14 protein-coding genes are annotated in these 18,186 nt (G+C 51.9%); 9 read left to right on the forward strand and 5 right to left on the reverse strand.

All coding sequences use genetic code 11. The annotated features are described in order from the left end of the window. The first annotated feature begins 313 nt into the window (after positions 1-313). The 4 genes from BMX45_RS00970 (at position 314) to BMX45_RS00985 (ending at position 6,099) form a co-directional block, all read left to right on the forward strand. On the forward strand, positions 314-1,516 hold the full coding sequence (locus BMX45_RS00970) for an ROK family transcriptional regulator (protein ID WP_254777955.1): 1,203 nt from the start codon (positions 314-316) through the stop codon (positions 1,514-1,516). Positions 1,517-1,586: 70 nt separating this feature from the next. Further along, positions 1,587-3,077 (forward strand): glycerol kinase GlpK, encoded by a 1,491-nt coding sequence (gene glpK, locus BMX45_RS00975; protein WP_090908118.1) that lies wholly within the window; start codon positions 1,587-1,589, stop codon positions 3,075-3,077. A gap of 187 nt (positions 3,078-3,264) precedes the next feature. Continuing rightward, positions 3,265-4,995 (forward strand): glycerol-3-phosphate dehydrogenase/oxidase, encoded by a 1,731-nt coding sequence (locus BMX45_RS00980; RefSeq protein ID WP_090908119.1) that lies wholly within the window; start codon positions 3,265-3,267, stop codon positions 4,993-4,995. A 111-nt stretch (positions 4,996-5,106) separates the two neighbouring features. After that, positions 5,107-6,099, forward strand: a complete 993-nt coding sequence (locus BMX45_RS00985) for an aldose 1-epimerase (protein ID WP_090908120.1) — start codon at positions 5,107-5,109, stop codon at positions 6,097-6,099. Between the two features lie 97 nt (positions 6,100-6,196). Here BMX45_RS00985 and BMX45_RS00990 read toward each other — a convergent pair whose 3' ends face one another. The 4 genes from BMX45_RS00990 to BMX45_RS01005 form a co-directional block, all read right to left on the reverse strand. Continuing rightward, positions 6,197-6,985 (reverse strand): YwaF family protein, encoded by a 789-nt coding sequence (locus BMX45_RS00990; protein WP_368087157.1) that lies wholly within the window; start codon positions 6,983-6,985, stop codon positions 6,197-6,199. 235 nt (positions 6,986-7,220) lie between these two features. Then, positions 7,221-7,565, reverse strand: coding sequence for a LytTR family transcriptional regulator DNA-binding domain-containing protein (locus BMX45_RS00995; protein ID WP_009590070.1), 345 nt, complete (start codon positions 7,563-7,565; stop codon positions 7,221-7,223). A 161-nt stretch (positions 7,566-7,726) separates the two neighbouring features. After that, positions 7,727-8,887, reverse strand: a complete 1,161-nt coding sequence (locus BMX45_RS01000; RefSeq protein ID WP_090908122.1) for a peptidyl-prolyl cis-trans isomerase — start codon at positions 8,885-8,887, stop codon at positions 7,727-7,729. A gap of 131 nt (positions 8,888-9,018) precedes the next feature. Next, positions 9,019-10,089, reverse strand: a complete 1,071-nt coding sequence (locus BMX45_RS01005; protein WP_090908123.1) for a permease — start codon at positions 10,087-10,089, stop codon at positions 9,019-9,021. 296 nt (positions 10,090-10,385) lie between these two features. On the opposite strand from BMX45_RS01005, the gene selD reads away from it, so the two are divergent. Beyond that, positions 10,386-11,438 (forward strand): selenide, water dikinase SelD, encoded by a 1,053-nt coding sequence (gene selD, locus BMX45_RS01010; RefSeq protein ID WP_090908124.1) that lies wholly within the window; start codon positions 10,386-10,388, stop codon positions 11,436-11,438. Between the two features lie 45 nt (positions 11,439-11,483). After that, positions 11,484-12,536: a tRNA 2-selenouridine(34) synthase MnmH gene (gene mnmH, locus BMX45_RS01015; RefSeq protein WP_090908125.1), complete on the forward strand. Its 1,053-nt coding sequence runs from the start codon at positions 11,484-11,486 to the stop codon at positions 12,534-12,536. Positions 12,537-12,704: 168 nt separating this feature from the next. On the opposite strand, the gene BMX45_RS01020 is transcribed toward mnmH, so the two are convergent. After that, positions 12,705-13,349: an SDR family oxidoreductase gene (locus BMX45_RS01020; protein WP_090908126.1), complete on the reverse strand. Its 645-nt coding sequence runs from the start codon at positions 13,347-13,349 to the stop codon at positions 12,705-12,707. Positions 13,350-13,536: 187 nt separating this feature from the next. On the opposite strand from BMX45_RS01020, the gene BMX45_RS01025 reads away from it, so the two are divergent. The 3 genes from BMX45_RS01025 (at position 13,537) to helD (ending at position 18,026) form a co-directional block, all read left to right on the forward strand. Continuing rightward, positions 13,537-14,223 carry a phosphatase PAP2 family protein gene (locus BMX45_RS01025; protein ID WP_090908127.1) on the forward strand — a complete coding sequence of 229 codons (687 nt, stop codon included), beginning with the start codon at positions 13,537-13,539 and terminating at the stop codon, positions 14,221-14,223. Between the two features lie 107 nt (positions 14,224-14,330). Further along, positions 14,331-15,389 carry an FUSC family protein gene (locus tag BMX45_RS01030; protein ID WP_015736402.1) on the forward strand — a complete coding sequence of 353 codons (1,059 nt, stop codon included), beginning with the start codon at positions 14,331-14,333 and terminating at the stop codon, positions 15,387-15,389. Between the two features lie 306 nt (positions 15,390-15,695). Next, the gene (gene helD / locus BMX45_RS01035; protein WP_090908128.1) at positions 15,696-18,026 is read left to right on the forward strand and encodes an RNA polymerase recycling motor HelD; all 2,331 of its coding nucleotides are present in this window, start codon (positions 15,696-15,698) and stop codon (positions 18,024-18,026) included. Positions 18,027-18,186 lie beyond the last annotated feature (160 nt).

The raw sequence follows: 18,186 nt of genomic DNA on the forward strand, positions 1-18,186 counted from the left end.
GTTATTCCATTGGTCGAAAAAAGTTAACATGCCTATGCTATCTATCTTGACGGAATAACCAGCTTCTATTGCGAAAGATTATATAATTACCTTGTTTATTTTTCAAGATAGCGATTTCAAATCCTTTTAAATTCTTTTTTTCACAATATGAGAGAGTCATTATCAAATCTTACGTCATATGTTATTTCGATGAATGGAATAAGTTTATATCCGCTTGTTGAAAATGGTATAGTGGTTCTAACCTCATTTTTCCGATACAGAAAGTCGCACTATAATGAAGAACCCATAGAAAGGTTGAACTTGCTTGAAGAATATGAAAAAAGGCAATCACAAGCTGATCCAGGCGCTAAATCGGTCCAAGGTGCTGAACAAGATCCGTACGGAAGGGCCTATTTCCAGAATCGAACTGGCCAAAAAAAACAAGCTGAGTCCCTCCACGGTGGCATCGGCCGTTCAAGAACTGATCAGGGAAGGCTACGTTTCCGAAATTGGAACAGGCTCCTCCAGCGGCGGTAGAAAACCCATACTGCTTAAATTCAATCCGGATAATCACTTTCTGTTAGCCGTAAGCATAACGAATTCGGTCATGATCCTGGCCCGGATGAATCTGGAGGCGAAGGTGCTCGCAAAGGAAACGCACCCTATAGCCAGTCTCCAGGGAGAAGCGGTTATCGAGCGGCTGCTGCACCTGATGGATGATTTCATGGCAGGTCAGGAGGACCTGGAACGGTGCGTCGGCATTTCCATTAACGTCCCAGGCATTGTGAGCGACAGCCAGGGCGTCGTGCATTATAACACGAAACTGCGGATGACGAATGTTCCGCTGAAACGGATATTTGAAGACCGCTACGGAATGCGGACCTGGGTTGAGAATGACATGAATTCCGTTGTGCTGGCCGAACGCCGATTCGGCGATTACGCGTTCGCGAATCTGATCTATATATCCATCGGGGACGGGCTTGGTTCCGGTATTTTGATTAACGATCATCTCCTAAGAGGCAAGCATGGCGGTGCCGGGGAATTCGGGCATACGAGCGTGCATCGCAGCGGAATCCGCTGCGAATGCGGCAATGCAGGCTGCCTCGACAGTTATATCAGCTGGATTGCCGTGTATTCCCGCATTATTACGGCGATCGCAACAGGAAGGCCGACGCTGATCCAGGAGCTGAGCGGTGGGGATTACGGTAAAATTGTTCCGTCCGTATTCAAGGAAGCCCTTCGCAAGGGGGACAAGCTGGCGAAGGATCTGAATGAAGAAGTGGCCGAGCACTTGGGAGCGGCCATCGTCAACCTGGTGAACATGTTTAATCCCGAGGCGTTGATATTAGGCGGGGATTTGGCGCTTGGAAATCCGGAATTGCTGGACATGGTCAGCGCATATATCGACCGGCACGCGATGCCGATTCTGAAGGATGACATGGTTTTCGGCTTGGCTTCCCTGGGCGAGGAGGACAAGCTAATGGGTGCGGCTTCGGTCCTGCTGCAGGACCTGCTGGGCTTCTCTTTGATGGAATAATGGATTTGACAACGTTTCCATCTGCACGTTATCTTTGGTTAAATGCATATGCAGAAAGGGGAGAAGATGCTTGGAGAAGTACATTCTGGCGCTTGACCAAGGAACGACAAGCTCGCGCGCGATCCTGTTTAACCGCGAAGGGCAAATCGTTCACTCCGCTCAAAGGGAATTTCCGCAGTATTTTCCGAAGCCCGGCTGGGTGGAGCAGAATGCCAACGAAATATGGGGCTCGATTCTGGCGGTCATTGCGACTTGCTTATCCGAAGCGGGCGTGAAGACGGAGCAGATTGCCGGCATCGGAATTACAAATCAGCGGGAGACCGCCGTGGTATGGGACCGCAAGAGCGGTGAACCGATCTATCCCGCCATCGTATGGCAATCCCGCCAGACGGCCGGCATATGCGAGGAGCTCATTGCAGCAGGCCATGACGGGACGGTCAGGGAGAAGACGGGACTTCTGATCGATCCCTATTTCTCGGGAACGAAGACCAAATGGATCCTCGATCATGTGGACGGTGCGCGCGAACGGGCCAAGCGAGGAGAGATTATATTCGGGACCATCGACACCTGGCTGATCTGGAAGCTGTCGGGCGGCCAGGCGCATGTAACCGATTATTCCAACGCATCGCGTACGATGCTCTATAACATCCATGAATTGAAATGGGATGAGGAGCTGCTGCAGCTGCTGGACATCCCCAAGGCCATGCTGCCTGAGGTCAGGCCATCATCCGAAATCTATTCCAATACGGCATCCTATCACTTTTTCGGGCGAGAGGTTCCGATTGCCGGAGCGGCCGGCGATCAGCAAGCGGCGCTGTTCGGCCAGACCTGCTTCTCCGAAGGCATGGTGAAGACGACCTACGGAACAGGCAGCTTTATGCTGATGAATACCGGCGATAAGCCGGTTCAATCCGAGCATGGGCTGATCACCACGATCGCCTGGGGACTGGACGGACGCGTACAATACGCCCTGGAGGGCAGCGTTTTCGTGGCGGGCTCCGCGATACAGTGGCTGCGCGACGGTCTTCGAATGTTCCGCGAAGCCAAGGACAGCGAGCCCTATGCAAGACGGGTCCAATCCACCGAAGGCGTCTATGTGGTGCCGGCTTTTGTCGGTCTTGGCAGTCCGTATTGGAACAGCGATGTGCGGGGGGCGGTCTTCGGTCTGACGCGAGGCACGTCGAAGGAGCATTTCATCCGCGCAACCCTCGAGTCGCTTGCATATCAAACGCGCGATGTGCTATCCGTGATGGAAGAGGATTCGGGCTTTCATATCGAATCCCTGCGGGTGGACGGAGGAGCGGTGTCCAACACCTTTCTTATGGAATTCCAAAGCGACATCCTGAACGTCCCGGTGGAAGTGCCGGACATTACGGAGACAACGGCGCTCGGTGCAGCCTATTTGGCAGGGCTCGCTGTCGGCTTCTGGAAGGATCAGGAGGAGATATGCAGCAAGTGGAGCATGGGGCAAAGCTTCAAACCAACCATGGAGGAAAGCGCAAGGGAGCAATTATACAGCGGCTGGAAAAAAGCCGTTTATGCGGCAATGGCTTTTCAATAGCATTTTATATGGTATAATGATCAATAAGTGAATAGATGTCTGGAGACTTGGAGAGACCACTAGGCGCGGATACCTCATGTTATGGGGTTGTTACCGCGTGTTTCGTGGTCTCTTTTTTGCTGTCTTTTTTCAAGGGAAGGATAACGATAGATAAAAACAGGGTAAAGCATACTGGGAGGGATTCAATGTGGAGCAGTCACAGTCGTTTTCAAGTTTGGACCGAGGGCATCGATTTCAAAGAATAGCCGAGGACACCTACGATCTGATCGTGATCGGCGGCGGAATCACCGGAGCGGGGATTGCACTGGATGCGGTCACGCGCGGGATGTCGGTGCTGCTGGTGGAAATGCAGGATTTTGCGGCGGGAACGAGCAGCCGTTCCACCAAGCTGGTGCATGGCGGGCTGCGGTATTTGAAGCAGTTTGAAGTCGGCATGGTGGCCGAGGTAGGCAAAGAACGGGCCGTGGTGTACGAGAATGGGCCGCACGTCACGACCCCGGAGTGGATGCTGCTGCCGATACACCAGGGCGGCACCTTCGGGAAGTTTAGTACCTCCATCGGTTTGATGGTGTATGATTTCCTGGCCGGCGTGAAGCGGGGAGAACGGCGATCCATGCTGTCCGCATCCGAGACGTTAAAGCGGGAGCCGCTTCTGAAGCAAGAGGGCCTGAAGGGCGGCGGCTATTACGTGGAATACCGGACGGACGACGCCAGGCTGACGCTGGAGGTCATGAAGGAGGCGGCAGCAAGAGGGGCGGTTCTGTTTAACTACGCCAAGGCGGAATCGCTAAATTATGATGCGAATGGGCGGATTACCGGGGTTACGGTAAGGGATATGCTCGGCGGCGCTGTGAAGTCCGTCTCCGGCACCAAAATCGTAAATGCGGCCGGACCATGGGTGGACCAAGTGCGCGAAATGGATAAGTCCAGGAAGGGAAAAATGCTTCAGCTGACCAAAGGGGTTCACCTGGTCATCGACCAATCCAGGTTCCCGCTTCGCCAGGCGGTCTACTTCGATACGCCCGACGGCAGGATGGTGTTTGCCATTCCCCGGGACGGGAAAACCTATGTCGGCACAACCGACACGGTTTATAAGGCGGATCCCGTACGTCCCTTGATCACGGTGGAAGACCGGGATTATATTTTGAAGGCCATCCATTATATGTTTCCGGGCGTAAAGCTAAGTCCGGCAGACGTTGAATCGGGATGGGCCGGGGTCCGGCCCCTGATTCTGGAGGAAGGCAAGAGCCCGTCCGAAATTTCCCGCAAGGATGAAATTTGGGAATCCCCCTCCGGCCTGATTACCATTGCCGGAGGCAAGCTGACCGGATATCGGAAAATGGCGGACACCGTCGTTGACCTGGTAGCGAAACGGATTCAAGAGAGCGGCGGTAAGGCATATGGCGCCAGCGTAACGAAGAATCTGCCGATTTCCGGCGGTCAGGTTGGCGGTTCCAGCCAATTCCCGGATTTTGTCCGCAAGCAGACGGAGATCGGCGCAGCGCAAGGAATTGACCGTAAGCTTGCCGAGCACTGGGCGCGAATGTACGGCTCCAACGCAGCGGAATTGTTCCGCTTGGCCAAGGAAGGCTCCGATCAGGCGGAGGCATCGGCGCTTCCGGTGTCGGTATTGGTTCCGCTGATGTATGCCATTGAGCGTGAGATGGCATCGAAGCCGGCCGACTTTTTTATCCGTCGCACGGGGTCTCTCTTGTTTCATATCGACTGGACGAGAAAATGGAAGGTGCCCGTGATCAATTATATGGCTACCGTACTGGGCTGGAGCGAACAGCAGAGAACCGAGTACACCAGGGAACTGGATGAGGAGCTGGCTTTGGCGACGCAGCCGGCCGCTAACGAACCGCCGGCCCAGGCACCGATTTCGCCAAATGCTTCAAAGGCCAAACTTTCGTCTTAACCGGCCGGCCATGAGGGGGGATGGGTCAGCCCGTCTACCCCGAACATATAGAAGTAAGGGCACTGGTATGATAATCTATATACGTTCACACTTGAGAGGAGAGATCACCCGATGAACCACAAAGCGTATGAAGGATCGTATCAGGGAGAGCGTGCGGTTTGGCTCCAGCATGGCCCTTATGAAGCGGCGATATTGCCTGAAATCGGAGGCAATCTCATTGCTTTCAGGGATAACGTAAGCGGTTACCGGTTCCTGCGCGAGCCGGAAGAGAACGAAATGGAAGCGTTCAAAGCCAGTCCGGGCGTTCACGGCATTCCTGTTCTGTTTCCGCCTAACCGATATGAGGACGGACGGTTTCCTTGGAACGGACAAACCTATCAATTCCCGGTAAATGAAGAAGAGACGGGCAATCACCTCCATGGTTTTTTACATACGACCCCTTGGAGTGTCGAGGATTATGGCAGCAGCGAGACCGAGAGTTATGTGGTGGTCTCCGTCACGGTTGACGAGCATCATCCGGTGTACGCCATGCTTCCGCACCGCTTCATCTTCCGGCTTCGCTACACGCTGAATCAGGACGGCTTGGCCCAGCATGTGTTTATACGGAATCAGGGTACCAGCAGCATGCCGTGCCTGCTTGCCTTCCATACGGCGATCAATGCTCCTTTTGCCACGGAAAGCACGGCGGATGATTGCGTCGTGAGAATCACCATTGGCGAGCGGTGGGAGATGAGCGACCGGATGCTGCCGACCGGCAAGTTCCAAGCGCTTACGGCAGAAGAAAAGCTGCTTCGCACGAGCGGCGTGAATCCCTATTTCGATTCGATGGACAACCATTATACGGCCGTTCCGCAAAACGGCAGAAACCGCATGGAGCTGACGGATACCAAGCTAGGCAAAACATTCGTTTACGATGTCGGCAACTCGTATAAGCAGTGGATGGTATGGAACAGTAAGGCGTCCCGCAAATTTTTCTGTCCAGAACCGCAGATCAACCTGGTTAATGCACCGAACACGGACTTGCCTGCGGACGAGATCGGTCTGTTCGGTTTGGCGCCGGGCGAGATTTGGGAGGCAAGCTCCCGTTTGTATCTTAAGAATTAGGGGAGGGACCCCTTCCTTAAAAAAGCGTATGGATCGTAAACACCCTGTCGTTTCAGGTGCTTCAATCCATACGCTTTATGTTTCTATGACGCCTTGTTCAACCGCCTGTCGAAGACAAGGAAGCCGGCTCGGGTTTGCGTCGGCGGCTGCGCCTCATCCGATCCGGGATGACAAAGAAGGCGACATGCATAAGGATAAACAGCGATAACGCGATAAGCTCCTCTACAACAATATAAACGGGATGCGGCCCCAGCAGATCGAGCAGCGAAGCCGTATCCGGCTTGCGCATCAGGAACATATAGTTCGAGCCGACAGCGAGGTTGACCAGACCGACCAAAAGTGCTGACACGTTAAGGAAGACCATCGTCCAGGCGATGGATTTCCAGGTGGGACGGTACCCCCGAACCCATGTCATGTACAATGCCGTCATGATGATCGCGATATGGACAACAAAGAAATGAAAGAACCGGAAGTGCGGAAAAGGGTATCCCAAATTAGGTGTTAATACAGCTTGCAGGGCTCCCCCGATTCCCGCAAAGTAAACCAGCGGGTATAAGCGGCGTTCATCCGTAAGCAGGATGGCAACGGAGAGGAACAGGGTCAGACTGCACAATTCCAAGGGAAGCGAAGTGGCAGGATCCCATATTCCCGTTGACACATACCAGATATGAAGGGAAGCTTCTGGCAACGCAAGGGCAGCGAGCAGGCTCCATCTTATGGTCTTTTGCAGCGAAGGTTTGAAGGCGATGGCAGTCCTGAACAGGTACAGCAGCAGGCCAAGGCTTATGCATATGCCAATGGCTATCCAATGTTCAACGGAAAAGGCAGCAAACGCTTCCGGGTATTGCGGATCAAAATAGGAATCGATGCATGACCACTCCTTTATGAATGTTCATCGGGTTTTTATTCGATATTACCATAATGTGGGCTATTCATATATACCCGCAGCGCATTCGGGAAGGAAATCGGCCGCGTCGTTATTCTACCTATGTAGAACAGACGCCAAGAACTTAGAGGCTGCTAATATCATGCCGACGCAAGAAGATCCCGCCTCCGAATGTAACGGATACGGGATCTGCTCTTGTCCTGTGCCAGATTCAAGGTATACGCGCGCTGCTCGCTCAAACCGGCTGTTTGACTTCAGCAACCAGGCGCTTCAGCGATTCCTGCTTCCAACGGGGAATGCGAAGATGTTTAGCGGAAGGCGCCTTCTCCCCGAAATAAACGATGCCTTGCTCTACCGTAGTTATTTTGTCTACGTTGACGTAGCAGTTGCCGCCGACATGATAGAATTGTTTACCGGACAGCAGGGATGCGATTTTTTCGGCAGTCATTCTCTTTTTAATATTATAGTTCCTGCCGTGAAAGCTGACCAAACCGTGCGATCCGGTTTTAAAGAACAGAATGTCTGTCTCCACCACGAAGTCCTCATACATGTTGCGGGATTCCGATACGTGCTTCATCATTCTGCTTCCCCCTTTTCCAAGATCAACATTTGATAACGCTTACATTCTAACACGTTTTCCCTGGGGTTTAAAGAACTTTTTATTTTGCATGAAAAAAAGCCCATACCGCAAGGGTAGGGGCTTGGACTAACATTTAAGGTGCAGGAGGTGTTTTGCGAAGTTTAAGGTGTCTCTGTAGCATCTGCCGGTGCTTCTGCTGGAGCTTCTTCCAGGGTATTCGTGATGGTAGCTTTATCCTTCAGCTCTTGAATGTAGGCTGTGGATTCGGCATAGACCTTCTGGTTCTCAAGCTGGCTGCGGATTTCTTCCTTCTTGTCTTCCAAGGTAGGATTCGTTGCTTCCTTACGATCGGTAACCTTGATGATATGGTATCCGAAGGAGCTCTTCACCGGTTCGCTGATTTCATCTTTCTTCAGTTTGAACGCCGCCTCTTCAAATGCGGGGTCCATCTCGCCGCGTCCGAAGAAATTCAGGTCGCCGCCGGTATCTTTGGTTGCATCCTGGTTTTTCTCTTTAGCAATCGCTGCGAAGTCAGCGCCTTCCTTCAGCTGCTTCACGATGGCTTCGGCTTCTTCCTTGGTTTCAACCAGGATGTGGGAAGCGCGGACCTGCTCAGGCGTTGCGAAGCTTTCTTTGTTTTGGTCGTACACTTCTTTGACTTCTTCGTCGGTTACCTTGATTTTGTCGGCCATCAGCTTTTTAAGCTCAACCTGGGTTTTCGTCTGCTCCTTCAGGTTGTCGAGCGTCATGCCGTTTTGCTGCAGAGCCATATTGAATTGTTCCTCGGAAGGGAAGGACGCTTTCAGTGCATCCACTTCTTTATTCACATCGGCATCGGTCACCGTAATGGACTTGTTCTTCAGTTCCTGCTGGATCAATTCCTCTGTGATCATGGAGTTCAGCGTTTGTTTGCCGCCTACGCTGACAAGCTCATCGTACAGATTATCCTTGGTAATGTTAACGTCGTTGACTTTAGCTATAGCTTCATTGCCGGATCCCTTGGCAAACGGTGGTACGATCAGGACGACGATTAAGGCAGCCGCCAATACCAGCGACGCGATCATCCAGCCTTTGCTTCCGTTGCCGCCGCCATCTGCAGGTGGCTGTTCATCGTAATGCGGTTGATCTCCCGAATGCATAACGGCTGGGTGTTCGTTCTCTTCCTTGTATAGCTCGTCGGACTCCGGATAGGTGGAATCTATTCTTTCTTCTTCATGAGGCAAACCGCCTTGATCTTGTTGGTTATTCTCTTTCTCTTGGGCTTGTCCCTGATCCTCCTCGGGCTGTCCCGGATGGTTTGGCTGCAAATCGTTATCTTTCATGTAATGATTGACTCCCTTCGACTGCATATAATAATGAGTTGTTCATTCTTTTATCACTTTACCAGATAAGCCTATGGTTTACCTTAAGAAAAAATAAAAATTGAAAATATAAACGGAAAAGTGGTTCCTGCCTACAGAATCAGCATTCCCGCCACGCCGCATAGAATTCCAAGCAAGACGACGGAGGCAGTAACAAACCACAAAACTCTTTTAGGGAATGAACGCCTCACCATAAGAAGAGACGGAAGACTGACAGCCGGCAGCGTCAGGAGCAGCGCCGCGGCCGGACCCGCTCCCAGGCCCGCTGCCATAAAGGCCTGGATGATCGGGATTTCCGCTGCGGTCGGAATGACGAACAGCATTCCCATCACGGAGAAGAAGATGACGGCCAAGAGCGTGTTCCCCGCTGCCGCTCCCAAATGCGGGAACATCCATGCCTGCATGGCGCCAAGGAGCAGCACGGCTATAAAGTAAGCCGGGACCACCCGAACCAGCATCTGCCCGATGCTGGTTAACCAGCGTTTCCACAGCGGACGATCATCGGTTTGATCCGTGCTCTGAGGCGCATCGATCTCCACGGGATCCGCTTCCTTGGCGAAGCGGTTTGCCAGGTAGCTGACGCCGAAGGTTAGCAGGAGGCCGAAGATCAACCGCAGCACGGTGAATTTCCATGATAAAACAAACGTCATGAAGACGAGCGTTGCCGGATTGATGGTTGGATTGCCGATCCAGAACGCGAGGGCAGAGCCGACCGACACCTTTTTCTTGCGCAGACCGATCGCGATCGGTGCGGCGCAGCAGGAGCACATCATGCCGGGAATGGAGGCGATTCCTCCAATCGCCGTGCTGCCGAAGGTCGTTTTGCCGAGGACCCGAAGCAGCCATTGGGAGGGCAGCAGCGACTGGACCAGAGTCCCGAGCAGAATGCCGAGCACCGCCGCTTTCCAAACCGCTTTAAAATAGGTGAGCGCATAATCCCAGGCTGCCTGCCAAGAAGGGGCGGCATCGGCCGGATCCATGCCTAATATGGAAGAGCCGATGCTGTGTTCCATAATAGCTTTGAGCGCTTTATCGTAGTAAGGCCACCACTTCACGTAGGTAAGGCCTGTTGCTGCTATGATGATGAAGATGGTGATGAGCCAGACGGTTCTTCTGCGATCCGTATGATTCAAGGCCCTTCCACCGTCGCTTGAGTGATTCATAATCTGTACTCCCCCGATGTGTCGTGAAATTATTTACATATCCAATCAAATAGTATATCACATAGTCGGCAGATTGCAGAAAGATATTCCCGTTAATTGCAAGAAATAGGAAGACCGTTAGACTTGAAGCAGCCGATTTCATATAATATAGATATTGTGTGTTTGAACAAGTGTTAGCTAAACGGATGAATATCAGATGATCCCCGGTGTAGATGAGACGTTATCCAAGCATCCACGCCGGGGTTGTTGCATGTGCTTTGCCTAAAATCACTCTTAAGACGAAGGGAAGATCCGTGATGAGTCAATCGGAGAAAATAAAACTAACCTCGTATTCCTCCAAAGGTGGCTGCGGCTGCAAGATCGGACCTGCCGATCTGGCGCAGGTCATCCGCAAGCTTCCGCAAGCCGAGCCGAATCCTAATTTATTGGTTGGTCTGGATACCAGCGATGATGCGGGCGTATACCGTCTCACGGATGATCTGGCCATGGTGCAGACCGTCGATTTCTTTACGCCGATCGTGGATGACCCTTATGATTTCGGTCAGGTGGCCGCGGCGAATGCCATCAGCGATATCTATGCCATGGGCGGCAAACCGCTGACCGCCTTGAATATCGTAGCATTCCCGATTTCGACGCTGGACAAGCAGGTTTTGACGGATATATTGAGAGGTGCAGGAGATAAATTGAAGGAAGCGGGGGTTACACTGGTTGGTGGACACTCCATCGATGACAAAGAGCCGAAATTCGGCCTTGCCGTAACGGGGACCGTTCACCCGGACCGGGTAAGAACCAATGCCGGAGCCAAGCCGGGCGACGCCTTGATTCTAACGAAGCCGATTGGCGTGGGTATCCTGACGAGCTCCATCAAGAAGGATCTGTTAACTGAAGATGAGATTCGCCGCGTTACCGCCGTCATGGCGGCACTGAACAAAACGGCTGCGGAGACGATGGAGCCTTATGACGTGCATGCCTGCACCGACGTGACGGGGTTCGGTCTCCTTGGCCATGCGCTCGAAATGGCCAAAGGCAGCGGCACGGGCATCCGGATTACCAAGCCTTCCGTTCCCATTCTGGAACGGGTTCGGGAAATGGCCGACGGGGGCGTCATTCCGGGCGGAACCAAAAACAATTATGAACACGTGAAGGACGACGTGGATTTCCCGGATGGGATGGACCAGATCGATAAATGGATATTGTGCGATGCCGTGACGTCAGGTGGACTCCTCATTGCCGTTGACGGCTCGCAGGCCGAACCATTATTGGCAGAGCTTCGCCAAGCCGGGCTGGAAGCCGGCAGAATCGGAGAGGTCGTACATGACCATCCGAATCGCATTGTCGTTGAGGCATAACATGAGCCGGGTTTTGTTTGTGCAACCATAAAGGAGCGAACAGACATGTTTCAAGACATCACCGTAAAAGAATTATTGGAACTGCAAAGCAGCAAGAAGATTACTTTGATTGATGTCCGTTCCCCTTCGGAATACAAGGACTCCACCATTCCGGGGAGTCTGAACATTCCGGTCTTCAATGATGAAGAACGGGCCGAGATCGGGACGATTTACAAGCAGGTGAGCGTGGATGCGGCCAAAGAGCGGGGACTCGCCATCATGTCGGCCAAGCTACCCAGCTTCGTGAAGCAGTTCAAAGAGATTGAAGGAGATAAGGCGGTCTATTGCTGGCGCGGCGGCATGCGCAGCCGAACGGCTGCAACGGTGCTGTCCCTGATGGATATCCATGTCAATCGGATTACGGGCGGGATTAAGGCTTACCGGAAGTATGTGCTGGATACGCTTGAGCAGAAGAGTCTGAATGCGGAAGCGTTTGTCCTACACGGGTTGACGGGTACGGGCAAGACGGCAGTGCTTAGGCAGCTTCAGCAGGAAGGCTACCCCGTCGTGGACCTGGAAGGGCTCGCAGGCCACCGCGGCTCGATCTTCGGGCATATCGGCCTGCAGTCCAACAATCAGAAGACTTTCGATGCGGAATTGGTTGAACGGCTGAAACAATTGGAAAATTCGCCTTATTTGTTATTTGAGGCCGAGAGCAAACGGATCGGCAAAATCGTCGTTCCTGATTTCCTGATGATGAAGAAGGAGTCGGGCACAGCCATCGTATTGGAATTGCCGATGGCGGAGCGTGTTCGCCAGATACTGGAGGATTACACCCCTGCCGCTTATAAAGAGCAATATTTGGCGGCCTTTCAATTAATCAAGAACCGAATCCACACTCCGATCGCCGCGGAAATTGGCAAGTCTTTGGAGGAGGGAAGGTATGCTCAGGGAATACAGCTGCTGCTTGAGCATTATTATGATCCCAAATATAATTACTCCTTCAGTCAATATGAGGACAGCGCTCCTATCGTTGTGGCAGTAGATCGGGTGGAAGAAGCGGTGGAAGCCGTAAAAGACATACTGCGAAGCCGAATGCTGCACAAGACAGGCGCGTAAATGCCAGGATCGGTTGAGTGCGTAGGGAGAAGGAGTTCCATTGTGTCTCTTTATTTTGCGATCCGGTCCTGATGCGAATAGAACGATAGATCGCCCCTTTAGCAATAGCAGATACGAAGGTATCGCTTTTGCTTGAGGGGCGATTTTGCTTTTGGATATGAAATGCTCTTAGAGTGACGATAGAGCTTCCGAGATAGGCGTTTCGCCTGAAATCAGGTCGAAGGAACGCCGGAAAGTATGTTCTTCGTCCAGCGCCAACAGGATCGTTTTCGCCACATCCTCGCGCGGAATCGAGCCGCCCTTGATATTCTCCTCAGCCGTAATGCGACCGGTACCAGGCTCATTCAAAAGTCCTCCCGGACGAATGATCGTATAGGAGAGGCTGCTGTGACGAAGCATTCGATCCGCGTAATGCTTGGCGGCATAATACGGTTTGATGTCCTCGTTCCAAGATTCGCGATGATGGGCCCCGATCGCGCTAACCATCACAAAGCGCGGGACCTTCGCCTCTTCGGCAGCTTCGACCATCTTGACGGCTCCGTCCAGATCGATCAGCAGCGTTTTGTCGTATCCGGTAGCTCCGCCAGAACCAGCCGTGAAAACCACTGCCTGGCAATCTCGTGCTGCTTCCGCCAGTTCCTTGACCGATCCTTCCAAATTCGCGACAACGCACTCTATTCCCGCATCTCGATAATAGGCTGCCTGCGCCTCCTTCCGAACCATGGCTTTTACGCTATAGGCATCATGTTCATGCAGGAGAAACGTAAGCTGTTTGCCAATCTGGCCGTTCGCGCCGGCCACTAGAACTTTCATCATGACATGCTCCTTTTCTTTTGGGTATATATATTCTCGTAAAGAGTAATCCCAGCGATTTTGACATAGACTACGGGATATTTGTCATGTAATATCTTTGGGCCTTTCCTTTATGACAGGAAAATGATATTATCTTGTTTTCACCAAATCGCACGGTTTCGAAACAAGGTCAAAGGAGAACAGAGAGTTGAGCGGAGAGAAGATATACCCTGCTTCAGGAAGACAACGCTGGATATTCCTCATATCGATGATCAGCTTCATCAGCTTTGTCATTCTGGCGGCGCTGGTAAAGCGGGAAAGCCTGGCAGCGCTTGATTTGGCGATCATTACGACGGTACAAGCCCTTGAACATCCGCTGCTTACGGATATTGCCATCGGGCTGTCGTTCATAGGCTCCATCGGACCGGTGATCGTGTTAAGCCTGATCGTGATCGCCGTGCTATATTGGATTCTGGGCCACCGCAGGGAGATTCTTCTCCTTATTGTGGTTGTCTTCGGTTCATCTATTCTGAATTTATTATTAAAATGGGTGTTTCAACGGGCAAGGCCGGACATCAACCGCCTGATTGAAATTACGGGATATAGCTATCCCAGCGGCCATTCGATGGGGGCCTTCTCGTTCTACAGCGTGCTCGCTTACTTGTTGTGGAGACATATTGACAGCAGAGCGGGGAGAAGGACGTTGATTGCCGTTTCCATCGTGATGATTCTAAGCATCGGATTTAGTCGGATCTATCTCGGCGTCCATTACCCGAGCGATATCGTTGGCGGATATCTGGCTTCTTGCGCTTGGCTTGGTTTTGTGATCCGATTTTACGAGAAAAGGATGGGGAAGCGGGCCAACCCGGATGATGTCAATGAAGAATCTGCATAACATTGGAAGCGTAAGGGTAATTCATGTAATAGCGGTTCAAACGGAGGAGTATGTATCATGGTGTGTAGGCATAGACGTGAAATTGGGTTGCGTAAGGAGGGCTGTCCGTGGCGTTTGGAGCAAGAATGTTCAAAACCGGCCTGGCCGTGACGCTGGCTCTTTATTTAGCCATGCTGTTTGACTTTAAATCACCTGTCGTAGCCGCCATCGCTGCGATTTTCGCGATGCAGCCATCCATATACAGGTCGTGGAGATATTTTCTGGACCAGCTGCAGACCAGTACGCTCGGTGCGATTCTGGCCATGCTCGGCGGGTATTTTTTATCGAATCAACCGATTTCCGTCGGTTTGGTCTGTATTCTAGTGATCATGATTTGCATGAAGCTGAAAATGGGCGAGACCATCGGACTTACGCTTGTTACGGTTATATCCGTGATGGAAGCTTCCGGCCAATGGGATTTTGCCCTCAATCGCTTTATTCTGACGATTATCGGCATCATATCTGCATTCCTCATCAATATTCTTGTGTTTCCACCGAAACCGAAGGAACAATACATCACACGGATTCATATTGTATTTGGCAAAATGTCGCTGCTGCTGCGTACGGCGATCTCCCATGAAATGAAGGATTCGGTCTACCGTGCGGAGAAGAAAGAACTGGAATCGGCCATCAAATCGTTGTCCGACAAATACAATTTGTTTGAGGAAGAGCAGAAGAAGCTGAAACGGGCGAAATACAGTCAAGCAAGACAGCTCGTGGTGTATAAGCAGCTGCTCCAATCCCTTCGCAAGGGGTATGAAGTGCTGGATGCGGTGGAGAACCACTATTTCCAGGCGGATCGATCCGATGAAATCGACGAACAGTTTGATCACAATCTGGAGCGGTTAATGAAGTACCATGAGCATATTTTATGGAAATTCGAAGATAAACTTAAGCCGAACGAGGATGAGGCCGAGACCATGGCGGAGAACAATGAAGCTTTCATGGAGCAGGTGATGTGCGGACCCGGTTCAAATCCCGGCGGACTCCGGCTGGCGGTGGTGGCCGCCTCCATGTACGACTACGGCTATCAGCTTGACCGGTTGAATCGGGTGGCGGATCAAATCAGCCGAGTCGTGGATGATAAGGAGCAAGAGGATGCCATGTTCTCGTGGCTGCGAAAATAAGGGAGCTCGCCATGAGGATGCCGATCAAGATTTTACATTTGATCGGCTGTTTTTAATACATCTCAGCAAGCAGCAAGTTTGGCATTTGAAGCTCGGGAATGGTATGGTAAATGGTATGGTATATGAACATAAAAAAAACCGCCTCGGCGGGTCGGTTACTGAAATTCCATGTTGAATTATGTACGGCAGCTTGCTATAATTAACAATGCTTTGTCATTAAATGATTGATATATGGTTAGAATATCACAATTGTATTTTATCACGATTAACTAACGCTGTCAACCGGTATATTAGGGGGATGAACAAATGGCTATCAGCGATCAAGATTGGAAAGAGGAACAGGCGCGGGTAACGGAAGTAACAGCAAAAATCGGTAATAAAATATCCCAGCTGGAAGCGAGCGTCGGCGATATCCGTGAAGTCGTCATTGACATGCGGAAGGACTTCTGGGACGAAGTTACGGTGAACTTCAGCAACCCGGACGATTTGGGCGAAACGTCCACCAACCTGAGACAGCAGTCGCAGGTGCTCGCCGAACGCGAGCATGCTCATCTGCAGTCCAGCAAGCTGCTTAAAAAGTACAGGAAGCTGGTGGAATCCCCGTACTTCGGACGCATTGACTTTCAGGAGGATGGAGCTGCGGAGACGGAAACCATTTATCTTGGAACAGGTTCTTTTTTGGACGAAAAGATGGAGACGTTTCTGGTTTACGACTGGCGGGCACCGATCTCGAGCCTGTATTACGACGGTGCGCCGGGCCCAGCCCAATATGAGACGCCTTCGGGTACGGTCAAGGGCGAAATGCTGCTTAAGCGCCAATTCGTCATCCATAACGGCGAGATCAAGGTGCTGTTCGATACCGGCGTGACCATCGGAGATGAACTGCTGCAGCAGGTGCTCAGCCACAGCGCGGATGACCGCATGAAGAGTATCGTGGCTACGATTCAGAAGGAACAAAACGCGGTCATCCGAAATGACAAAACGCGCATGCTGATCGTGCAGGGGGCTGCCGGAAGCGGAAAGACCTCGGCGGCACTGCAAAGGGTTGCTTATCTGCTGTACAAGTACCGGGAGACGCTACGGGCCGACCAGATGATCCTGTTCTCCCCGAATCCGTTGTTCAACAGCTATGTGTCGACGGTGCTTCCGGAGCTTGGCGAGGACAATATGCAGCAGACGACCTTCCAGTCCTATCTGGAGCACCGGCTTGGTAAGGAGTTCGATCTCGAAGACGTGTTCACGCAGACGGAAACCCTGTTGAACGCAGATGATTCGCCGCGTTACCGGGCACGCTTGGAGAGCATATCGTATAAATCCTCGGGGGCTTATCTGGACACCATCAGACGATACAAGGAGCTGCTGGAAAAGGGAGGCATGCTCTTTAAGCCGGTCGTATTCCAGGGGAAGGTGATTGTCAGCTCGGAGGAGATGGCATCGCAGTTCTATGGCTATGATTCGGCGGTTAAGCTCGCTGGCCGCATTGATCTGATGAAGGAATGGATGCTTAAACGCCTGTCGGAGTTTGCCCAGAGCGAGAAAGATGCCCCGTGGGTAGAGGAGCAAATCCAGCTTCTGGATACGGAAGATTACCAACGAGCCTTTCAAACGATGAGACGCAAGCAAAACCGGAAGGCAGACACGTTTGACGATTTCGATAAGGAAAAAGACGTCCTTGCGAAAATGGTGGTCAGCAGCCGGCTCAAGCCGCTTCGGCGCTGGATCAAGCGGTTCCGGTATGTGGACGTTAAGGGCATGTACCGAAAATTGTACACGGACGAATCATTATTCCGCCGGGCGGCGGGAAATTTGGAGACACTCCCGGAACATTGGGATGAAATATGCAATCTTACCGTTGCGTCCCTGGACGACAAAGCCTTGCTTTACGAAGACGCCACGCCGTTTCTCTATCTGAAGGAACTGCTGCAAGGGTTCCGTACGAATACGTCGATACGCCATGTCATCGTCGATGAAGTTCAGGATTATTCCGCATTTCAGCTGGAGTTCCTGAAGCGTTTGTTCCCGCGGGCCAAAATGACGGTGCTGGGGGACCTCAACCAAGCCATTTATGCTCATGGAGAGGCACTCGGAAGCTTGGAGAATCTGGTGAGTCTGTATGGCAATGAGGATACGGAGGTCATTAATCTGACCCAAAGCTACCGGTCGACGTATGAAATCGTTAACTTCACGCGACAAATGATACCGGGCGGGGAGCGGATCGTTCCTTTCAACCGGCAAGGGGAAGCTCCTCGGGTCGTACAGGTGAACGATGAAGAAGAACTGCAAGGCGCGATCGTATCCGATATCCGCGAGCTTCATGAGCAGGGATTCCAATACGTTGCGGTGATCTGCCGGACCGAAGAGGAGAGCAGGCGCGTACATCAGCAGCTGTCGGCGGATATCTCCGCCCGCTTAATCACCAAAACCACGCCGGCCTTTGAAAAGGGAACCCTGGTGGTTCCCGCCTACTTGGCCAAAGGCGTGGAGTTTGACGCGGTGATTATCTATAACGGCGCCGAGGACGTGTACCACCGGGAAAGCGATCGGAAGCTGTTCTACACGGCATGTACGCGTGCCATGCATAAACTGCATGTCTATCATATCGGGGAGAAGAGTCACTTTATCTCCAGTCAAGCTTAAAGGAAAGAGGTCTGCCTGAGCCCGTCTCAGGCCGGCCTCTTTTTGCATGATGTCTATATGAAAATCAAACCCGTTTTCATAATGGAGGTAAAAAATGGAATCTAGTATACTAAGAAATTTATGGCATTTGTTATACCATAAGGAGGGAGTTATCCAAAAT

The sequence above is a fragment of the Paenibacillus sp. cl141a genome, assembly GCF_900109305.1.
Classification (GTDB): domain Bacteria; phylum Bacillota; class Bacilli; order Paenibacillales; family Paenibacillaceae; genus Paenibacillus_AQ; species Paenibacillus_AQ lautus_A.